Source organism: Streptococcus sp. HMSC077F03, from assembly GCF_001812375.1.
GTDB classification, from domain to species: domain Bacteria; phylum Bacillota; class Bacilli; order Lactobacillales; family Streptococcaceae; genus Streptococcus; species Streptococcus oralis_S.
The window spans coordinates 942-4539 of record NZ_KV808764.1 but is presented as its reverse complement, the minus strand read 5'-3'; the positions used below and the strand labels follow the sequence as shown (position 1 = coordinate 4539).

Here is a 3598-nt window from a genome sequence, read left to right as displayed (position 1 = left end):
TATGAGGCGGAACTCTTCAAGCTCTTGGTGCGCATCTCCCGTGAAGGTCTCAGCATAGGGGTTCACCTCTTGGTGACAGCCGGTCGTCAGACCAACCTTCGTGCACAACTTTACTCAAACTTCAAGCACCAGTTGAGCCTGCCACAAAATGAGGCGGGTGAAGTGCGGGCCATCGTGGGCTCTACGCCACTCGCTATGACTATGGAAGACATCAAGGGCCGTGCCCTTATGAAGCGGGAAGAAGTGGATGTGATCCAGCTGGCACTCTCAGTTTATGGAGCTAATGATACCCAAGTCCTCAACAACCTACGTCAGGAAGTGGCTTCCCTCCAAGAAGCCTGGACAGGACAACGCCCAAGTGCCATCCCGATGGTACCAGAGGAGTTGACGGAGAAAGACTTCTATAGCCGAGCAAGCGTGCAGACTGCCTATGAACACGGCCTCGTGCCATTAGGACTTGACATGGAGACAGTTGAGCCCGTCACTTGGAATCTGGCTAAAGGAAATCTTCTCTACCTAACAGATAAAGAAGAACAGATGACAGCCTTGGTGAAACACATTGCCAAAGGGAAACAGAAGGTCATCATCTTGGCACCGAAGTATCATAACTTACCTGAAATGGAAGGAGTGACGATTCTTGCAAGTCCAGAGGAATATCAGGCGGGGATTGCAAGTATAGAGAAGAGAATTCAGGAGCGGTTAGAAGGCAAACAGCGAGATCATGTTGCAACAGTGGTTGTTTACAATTTAACCGAATTAGTGGTAGAATTAAACTCAGAAGCGCTTGATACATTGGCTTATGTCCTAGACAAAGGAATTCGAGCTGGATATGGTTCTCTTGTAATGAGTTCGCCATTGATTACTAAATACATTGATGTGGTCTCAAAAACTGTTCGCTCTTATAAGCAGGCTGTTATAGGGCTTCGCTTAAGCGATCAATCAGTTCTGACAGTAACCAACAGACCTGTTCGTGAGCCACAATTAGAAGAACAAGAACACTACTATGTGGCCGATGGGTTAGCAAGTAGAATGAAAGTATTAATGATATAAGGAGGAGTGATGGGGAAAGCAACCATACAAGCTCAGATAGATGCTAAGCGTGGAGAAATTACTAATTTAAATAGTCAAATTAGTCGATTGGAAGAATGTAAAAAAGCACTTACAGATTTTTCAACGGATATAGAATATGTACTTACGAGCAATGAACATATTGAAACGACCTATTATTTAGCAGGAACACCATATTTAAATGAAACCAATAATGAAGAGAAAATACTAAAAACAGCTAAACAAAAGCTTTCAGCAAAGAGTGATGACGTAGTGGCCAAATTGACTCAGAAAATTTCTGAATTAGAGACAGAGAAGTCGGGGATTAGCCTTAGTATTAGTTGGTTAGAAATTGAAAAAAGTCTAACAACGGAGGAGTAAAGTATGAGTGATATTATAAAAGTACATGACTTACCGGCCATAGCTCGTTATAGTTCGGCTGTTCAAGAGTTTTCAAAAGGTGTGGACTCGGCTTCTAAACAAACGATGCGTAAATTTAATGAAAAGGCAGGTAAAACAGGAGATTCAGAGGACAAAGGAGAGGCAATAAATGCTTTCTTCACTCGATTGAATACTTTACAGACCCAAGTATTTCAAGAGTATCCTACCACTATTACGCATTTTTCAACAGCTTTATCAACATTTGAAAATGCTGCTACAGCTGCCGGTTTCCAAAATAAAGCATGGACTCAACAAACTGGTAATGATTCTGTCTATAAAAAATTAGATGGCGTGGAGTCTGAACAATATGAGAAAATCAAAACAAAAGTTGATAATCTTCAAACACTATTAAACGATGCTACTGCTGAACTAGGGATTGAATCAGAAGATTTAACAACTATTAAAACAACTTCGGGAGATGATCTAGCTAGTGCAGCGACAGCACGTCGTGATACCCATAACGCGTTGCAACAAGCACATGATACCTTATCAAAAGACACTACGGATGCAGAAGCAGAACTAAAAACTCTACAGACTAGAATAAAAAATGCCAGTGCAGTATGTAATATTCCGGCTTCTAGTATCTTAGCAGGAATTAAAAATGGTAGTCTTACTAAGACTAAAATTAGCTATTTGGATGCTATCCAAACTGAAGCAGATGGTCGTGCGTTAGGTGCAATATTGAATAAACAGCCAGGAGACATATTAAACGAAAAACCTGGGGATCTTAGTGAAGGATTTTACAGTATTGGTGCGCAGGAGATGATGGAGTGGATTCAATCAGGGGATAAGGAAACTCTCAATCATCTTCTGGATGCCATGGGGAATCGTGATTTTTCTGCTAACCAACCGTATTTGCTGAAATTTCAGAAAGCTGGGATTGGATTGGGTGAAGCTCTTGAAAAGGTTATGGAAGTTCAATATGCTAAAGATGGCACTGTACATAGCAACCAGATGGCGGCATATAATAAGCATCTTGCTTTGACGGATAAGTTTGTTAGTTTGATGGAATCTCTTTATGTAATGGAGATAGGACGGACAGAAACATCAAAAGGAAAATTAGCAGTTGGTGACAAACTATATGTCACCGAAACGAGAACAAAAGTTTCAATTTCAGATATATCGGATGCAACATTTTCATTTAAGAATACGGTTGATACAAAGAAAACAACCTTGGAAATGAATATAGGTGGCTACTCTTATCCAACGAGTATTAGCAATACAACCGAAACCAAGGTTTACAAAATGGAAGAATATGCAACCGCTATTGGAAATAATATGGCAGAGAAGCAGGCTCGGATCGGTGAACTTGAGAAATCTCGCGAAGAAGCGAATAAAGATATGCGTGCTGCAATGGGTAAAGCTATAACTTATGCACTGGTTGGTACTTTCATACCTGAAGCAGTTCCTATCGTCTCGATGATTGATGCTCTGGCTACCAGTGATTCTAAGGAATTCAGTAAAGAACTCTTTTCTGCGATTGATAAGGATATAACCGTTAAGGGGAAAGTTGTTGAAAGTGGTTTTACGAAGACGGGTCCATACAATATGGGTATTCAATTACCAACAGCAACCATACAAGCCTATTTGAAGTATGTCGATCAGTTAAAGGGATATGACTTAGAAAAAGAAAAGACACGCATTGAGATGGTAGATGACTTTTTAAATCGAGGGAATACCTATCTTTTCCAGAAAGATGGGAAGAGTTCAGTCGCAATTTCTCGCATGAGAACACATAATTTTTATACAGCGGTCCGCTTGAAAGAGATGGACAATGAAGGTCTTGTCCCTTATGTTGAATATGCACGCTCATCGAAGGAGTATACACTACGCAGTAAAGGTTCAACTCAAGAAATAATTCAGCAAGCGATTAATGAAGTTAGTAAAGAAAAAATAGATGATGGAGATGCCCAAATCTCTTCGGAGATGAGCAAGTATCTCTTGGGTGAGGAGACAGATCTTTCTCTAGTCAATATGACCACGGACCAGCTAGAAACTTATAAACGCGTATTGGAAAAGTTACCGATTTCATCTGACCAAAATGCCAAACATGGCTATGAAAAATATCAGCTCTATCTAAACAACAAATACTCAGGAGGAAGTCAATGAA

The 3598-nt window shown here is 40.5% G+C and carries 2 protein-coding genes and 1 pseudogene; all 3 read left to right on the top strand.

Going from position 1 to position 3598, the window contains the following annotated elements; genetic code table 11:
* A pseudogene (locus HMPREF2853_RS02735) lies at positions 1 to 1050 on the top strand (type VII secretion protein EssC); the annotation flags it as partial.
* A 9-nt stretch (positions 1051 to 1059) separates the two neighbouring features.
* Positions 1060 to 1428: a DUF5082 family protein gene (locus HMPREF2853_RS02730; RefSeq protein WP_000513720.1), complete on the top strand. Its 369-nt coding sequence runs from the start codon at positions 1060 to 1062 to the stop codon at positions 1426 to 1428.
* Positions 1429 to 1431: 3 nt separating this feature from the next.
* Entirely contained in the window at positions 1432 to 3597 is a 2166-nt protein-coding gene (locus HMPREF2853_RS02725) for a hypothetical protein (RefSeq protein ID WP_070534756.1), read from the top strand.
* The last annotated feature ends 1 nt before the right edge of the window (position 3598 follow it).